This is a genomic window from Paratractidigestivibacter sp. (genome assembly GCF_052362415.1).
GTDB lineage: Bacteria > Actinomycetota > Coriobacteriia > Coriobacteriales > Atopobiaceae > Paratractidigestivibacter.
This window is the reverse complement of sequence record NZ_DAWEMK010000015.1, coordinates 12,300-17,558: the sequence shown is the minus strand read 5'-3', so window position 1 is coordinate 17,558 and position 5,259 is coordinate 12,300. Positions and strand designations below refer to the sequence as shown.

General features: G+C 58.8%; 6 protein-coding genes. All 6 read left to right on the top strand.

Annotation, left to right across the window (positions count from 1 at the left end; genetic code table 11):
- The first annotated feature begins 5 nt into the window (after window positions 1–5).
- The 6 genes from ACT84W_RS02880 to ACT84W_RS02855 all read left to right on the top strand — a co-directional run bounded on the left by ACT84W_RS02880 (window position 6) and on the right by ACT84W_RS02855 (window position 5,106).
- Window positions 6–707, top strand: coding sequence for a PTS sugar transporter subunit IIC (locus tag ACT84W_RS02880; RefSeq protein ID WP_444328157.1), 702 nt, complete (start codon window positions 6–8; stop codon window positions 705–707).
- Between the two features lie 3 nt (window positions 708–710).
- Complete coding sequence (locus ACT84W_RS02875) at window positions 711–1,577, top strand: PTS system mannose/fructose/sorbose family transporter subunit IID (RefSeq protein WP_444328148.1); 867 nt, start codon at window positions 711–713, stop codon at window positions 1,575–1,577.
- A gap of 15 nt (window positions 1,578–1,592) precedes the next feature.
- Entirely contained in the window at window positions 1,593–2,552 is a 960-nt protein-coding gene (locus ACT84W_RS02870) for a class I mannose-6-phosphate isomerase (protein WP_418826172.1), read from the top strand.
- The gene (locus ACT84W_RS02865) at window positions 2,549–3,781 is read left to right on the top strand and encodes a hypothetical protein (protein ID WP_444328147.1); all 1,233 of its coding nucleotides are present in this window, start codon (window positions 2,549–2,551) and stop codon (window positions 3,779–3,781) included. Before ACT84W_RS02870 ends, ACT84W_RS02865 begins: the two co-directional genes overlap by 4 nt.
- Window positions 3,778–4,200 carry a PTS sugar transporter subunit IIA gene (locus ACT84W_RS02860; protein WP_444328146.1) on the top strand — a complete coding sequence of 141 codons (423 nt, stop codon included), beginning with the start codon at window positions 3,778–3,780 and terminating at the stop codon, window positions 4,198–4,200. Before ACT84W_RS02865 ends, ACT84W_RS02860 begins: the two co-directional genes overlap by 4 nt.
- A gap of 66 nt (window positions 4,201–4,266) precedes the next feature.
- The gene (locus ACT84W_RS02855) at window positions 4,267–5,106 is read left to right on the top strand and encodes a MurR/RpiR family transcriptional regulator (protein ID WP_418826163.1); all 840 of its coding nucleotides are present in this window, start codon (window positions 4,267–4,269) and stop codon (window positions 5,104–5,106) included.
- Window positions 5,107–5,259 lie beyond the last annotated feature (153 nt).

Genomic DNA, 5,259 nt, shown 5'->3' with positions numbered 1-5,259 from the left:
CCCTTGTGGGAGGCCTTCTTGTGGGACTTCTTTTTGGAGATGTACAGAAGGGTCTTGAGCTTGGAGTTGCGTTCCAGCTCGCTTACATGGGCGCCTTCGCGGTTGGCGGAGCGGTTTCCATTGACGTGGGCGTTGTTTCTTATCCTGTTATGGCCATCGCGATTATCAACGGCCTGGATACCGGTGCCGCCCTTGCCATCGCGGCGCCGATTTCCGTCCTCACCGCGAACCTTACTCACGTGATGCGTGCCTTCAACACGGTGTGCACCGGAATCGTCCGTAAGGGCATCGAGGAGGTCGACTACAAGAAGATTGAGCTCGGCAACGTTATTCTTCCTCAGGCATTCCTGGCGGCCATGAACTTCGCGGTCGTTTTCGTCTTGATGTATCTGGGCACCGGCGCCGTGGACAGCCTGCTCGCCGTCGTTCCGCAGAACGTCCTGCACGCGCTCGGCCTTCTTGGCGGCGTCCTGCCTGCCGTTGGCATGGCCATGCTGCTCAAGTTCAACATCGTCGGCAACTGGATGTTCATCTTCTTTGTCCTGGGCTTCATGATGGTCTCCTCCATGAGCATGGGCTTCATCCCCATCGCTATCTTTGCCGCCGCCCTGGCGTTCCTGTACTGGAAGATCGACTCTCGCCCTGAGGTATCGGCTGCGAGCGCAAGCGCGAACGTGTTCACCGACGATGACGAAGTGGAGCTGTAAACAATGAGCGACATCATCAAGAACGAGGCCGAGCAGGGCTCCGAGCCCATCTGCAGCGAGCCGTTGACCAAACAAGAGCTCGACCGTCTCTTTTGGCGTTACCAGCTCAGGTACCTGACCTGCTGCAACCTCGAGAACTGGCACGGTAACTGTTATGCCTACGACATGGCCCCCCTTTACAAGAAGTACTACGACAAGGACGGTCAGCGCGAGGGCATGCTGCGCATGTTCGACTTCATCAACACCGAGCAGACGACGGCGAGCGTGCTGTGGGGAATCCTCGTCGGCATGGAGGAGCAAAAGGCCCTGGGCAAGCCGGTTAGCGATGAGATGATCCGAACCGTCAAGTCCTCGCTTATGGGCCCGCTTGCCGGCGTGGGTGACTCCCTTGTCCAGGCGACGATCCTTCCGCTGCTCACCACCATCGCCATCTCGCTTACCGGTACGGGCGATGTCCTGAGCCCGCTTGGTGTCGTGCTCTTCATCATCGCGACGCCGATTCTGCTGTGGGCCTATGCGCGCGTTCTCTTCAACAACGGCTACACCCTTGGTAAGGACGCCGTGTCGACGCTGATGGGCTCCGCGATGGACCGCATCAAGACCGCGGTCCAGCTCTTCGGAATCATCGTCATCGGCGCGCTGTCCGCGTCCTACGTGAAGCTGTCCACGCTGCTTTCGTTCGCGGCTTCCGCCGACGCAACGCCCGTGGTGCTGCAGGACGTCATCAACGGCATCTTCCCCAACCTGCTGAGCCTGCTCCTGGTCCTCGGCTGCTGGTATCTGCTCTCCAAGAAGGGCGTGTCCGTTACCAAGGCGATCTTTGGCCTTATGGGCATCGTCGTGGTGCTCGGCCTCATCGGAATTCTCTAGTAGAGGGGGCAACCTATGGAGATAAGCAATCACTCCGTATATCGTGTCGAGCCCCTGTACAAATCCTTCGTGTGGGCCGGCCACAAGCTCATCGACCGCTTCGGCCTGAAGACCGACCTGGAAAACGTCGGTACGATCTACAACGTTCTTGCGCTTCCCGGCGAGCTCGATAATCCGGTGACGGGCACGGGCATGACGCTCTCCGAGCTTTACCAGGCACACCGCGAGCTCTTCGGCTGCTCTGACGAGGTGTTCCCCGTAAGGATGACAATCACGTGTAACGAGGGCTTCCAGTCCTACCAGTCCCATCCTGGCGATGAATACGCCATGGCGCATGAAGGCTGTCGCGGCAAGGTCTCCGGCGCTGTTACCCTGGACGAGTCCGACGAGAAGGGTATGTGGCTCTTTGGCCACAAGCCTATGGATGCCAAGGAGTTCAGGCGCTGCATCGACGAGAAGGACTGGGACGCGCTCTTCACGAAGCTCGAGGTCAAGGACGGCGACTTCGTCCACACGCCCGCCGGCGTGATCCATGGCGGCTGGGGCTCCGGCAAAGTCTCCGCGACCTTCGGCACGAACAGCGACATCACGTACCGCTTCTATGACAACGATCGCAACGACCCCACTCGCCCGCTCAGCATCGATGACGTCTGCGCTTGCGCGAGTTTCCCAGAGCTTCCCTTTAAGGCGGAGCGCCCGGAGGGAGTCAAGAAGGACGGCGTGACTCGTTTTGTGTATCACGATGTCCCCGGCGAGTACGTTGCCCTGCGTTATAAGGTCGATGGCGAGGCTTCTTTCGAGCATGACAGCTTCCTCTTTGTGACGTGCGTTGGTGGGAACGGCACCGTGTGCGGTGAGCCCATCTCGCTGGGAGAGACACTCTTCATCCCCGTGGGGTACGGCCCGCTGGAACTTTCCGGAAAGATGGACTGCATCGCAATCAGCTATCACGAAAATAAAGAGTGCGCAAAATGAAAAAAGTAACTATCATCGGCGCCGGTCGCACAGGTCGAGGGACATTCGGCGAGCTGTTTTTCTCCGAGGGTGGATTTGACATTGCCTTTGCGGATATCAACGCCGATCTTGTGCGCACTCTTCGCGAGCAGGGATACTTCGTCACCAAACAGACCAATCTTGATACGGGCACGTTTAAGCAGATTCGCGTCGACGGTTTTGAGGTATTTGACGTCCAGGCGGACCGCGAGGCCTATCTGCGTAGGCTTGCCGACTCGGAGTTCGTGGCGGTTGCGGTCTTCCCCGATTCCTTTGATGCCGTGGCTCAAGATCTTGCCGATATGATTCGCCTGCGCATTGAGGGGGGTATGACCCACAAGGCGGCGGTGATCATCGGCGGCAACTTCGTCGGGCTTCGCAGTTATTTCGAGGGCGCCTTGGAGAAGCTGCTTGACGCAGACGAGATCGCCGTGCTCAATGATCAGGTTGCCCTCATTACCTCAAAGGCCAACCGCAAGGTGACCTTCTCATCCGACCCAGACGCGGGGCCGCTCGCCCTTGAGGGGGACGACAAGCCTATTCTTCCGGTCGAGGACCGTTTCTTCTTCGAGGAGGGGTATGAGTACCCGTCCTTTTTCCAGCGCTCGAATGATGTCGAGCTGAGCATGGCCGAGAAGATATGGAGTGAGAATCTCCTTCACTGCTCGCTTGGCTTCATGGGGGCGTACAAGGGCTGCGAATACCTTAACGATGCCGCGTCCGATGAGCTCTGCGCTGATCTTGCGGGAAGAGCCTGGAGGGAGGGAAGGCGAGCCCTTGAGGCTGAGTTCGGTATTCCTATGCCGGGCGACTCGCTGCTCGAGACCATGCTGGGCAAGTTCGGCAGCCCTTATTTCCGCGATCGCATCGAACGCGTCGTCAGGCAGCCCATCCGCAAGCTTGGCAAGGGGGACCGCTTCCTTGGCCCCGCCTTGCTCTGCCTGAAGCACGGCATCATGCCTTTCTTTATTCTTCGCGCCGCCGCCTACGGGTTCTTTGTTCCCAACGCAGGCGACGAGCAGGCAGCAAAGATCGAGGAGACCCTCGGCTCTATGTCGCTCGAGGATGCCGTCATCAAGATTACGACCTTGGATCCGTCTGTTCCCGACGAGGCAATCGCCTACCGTCTTCTGGTCGGCTTTGTCCAGGAGATTCGCTGCCTGGAGAGGGTCGAGGAGCTCAAGCCCGCAGATGGGGAGGGAACCCGATGAGGTTGGTACTTGCTGGACACGGGCACTATGCCTCGGGCGTTGCGTCTGCCGTTGCCATGCTTTCCGGCAATGAGGAGGCAGTTTCGTTCGTTGACTTCACTCAGGTCGTTTCGCCGGATGAGTTCGAGTCCCGCCTGAGGGGCATCGCGGAATGTGGCGAGGAGGTCGTGATCGTATGCGACCTGGTCGGCGGTACCCCCTATAACCGTGCCTGCGTGGTTGCGCACGGCAACGACCAGGTTAAGGCCGTTGCCGGAATGAACCTGGCCGCGATCCTGGAGGCGGCCCTGAGCATTGAGGAAGGGTCGAAGGCCTCAGAGGTTGTGGACCTTCTTTGCTCGTCGGTTCCCGGTGGGGTCGGGTTTTTTGAGGAAAGCGCCTGCTCGTCGGATATGATTGACGAGGAAGAGGACCTCTAGCATTACCTCTGGTAGTACGCCTGTGCCGGGGAAGTTGATCTTCCCCGGCTTTTATCATTTAGGACGGTGATTGCGCTGTTCACCACAAGGGTCAAGAGTCTCTACCCCAAATTCACCATGGCGGAGAGAAAGGTCGCCGACTATCTCATCATGAACGGCGACGAGATCGAGGACGTGACTTCGCACGAGCTCGCAAGGCGCCTTGATGTGGGGCAGTCAACCGTCATGCGCTTCTCGAAAAAGATGGGCTACTCGATGTTCGGCGAGATGATCGCCGACATCAAAAGCTCCGGCGACCTGAGCACCGAGATACAGAACGGTGATGGCCTGTTCACGGTTATGAGCAAGGTTGAGGCTAAGTACCACGAGCTTCTGAAGAGCGTCACCAGGAGCAATCGTGAGGAAGACCTTGGTAGCGCGGCGCATCTTGTCGATGCGGCGGACACCATTATTTGCTACGGGTGCATGGAGAGCGGTTTGTTGGCGTCCCATCTGTGCTGGTCGTTGGTCGGGCTTGGAAAGAGCGCCTACTGCGATGCTGACATTATCCAAACCAAGCGTCGCCTAAGAATGCTTGATCCGACCAGGGATTTGGTAATCGTCGTCTCAAAATCTGGCGACAAATCCGAGCCGGTGGGAGTGGCGAAGGCCGCCGTGGCTGAGGGAATTCCCGTGCTGGCAATCTGCGACGCGTCGGACAATCCCCTCTCGAGGCTGGCGACTTCGAGCCTGCGCGTTATCGAGATCGCCGACCGCTCGACGCCGATGACGTCGATGGGGGTGGACGCGGGTGTGATGCTCATGATCGACACGCTGGTCGCGAGCGTTTATCAACAAGACCGAAAGAAGTATGCTGCCGCGTATCGCGGGGGCATCGTGGCGGCGTTCTCCGAGCGTCGCGAATAACCACGTCCAGGCGCGGGCCCTCCCTTAAACCTACCAAGAAGAACTAACTCCCACACAGCGGACGCATTTGGGCTGAAAAAGCCGAAAATGCGTCCGCTGTGTGGGAGTTAGGCGCAAAGAAGGGCGCCGACCGTGGCCGAGCGCCCTTCTTGC

Bases quoted from the DNA above. Each gene is read 5' to 3' on its own strand.
- ACT84W_RS02865 (WP_444328147.1), top strand. From the start codon at position 2,549: ATGAAAAAAGTAACTATCATCGGCGCCGGTCGCACAGGTCGAGGGACA.
- ACT84W_RS02875 (WP_444328148.1), top strand. From the start codon at position 711: ATGAGCGACATCATCAAGAACGAGGCCGAGCAGGGCTCCGAGCCCATC.
- ACT84W_RS02860 (WP_444328146.1), top strand. From the start codon at position 3,778: ATGAGGTTGGTACTTGCTGGACACGGGCACTATGCCTCGGGCGTTGCG.
- ACT84W_RS02870 (WP_418826172.1), top strand. From the start codon at position 1,593: ATGGAGATAAGCAATCACTCCGTATATCGTGTCGAGCCCCTGTACAAA.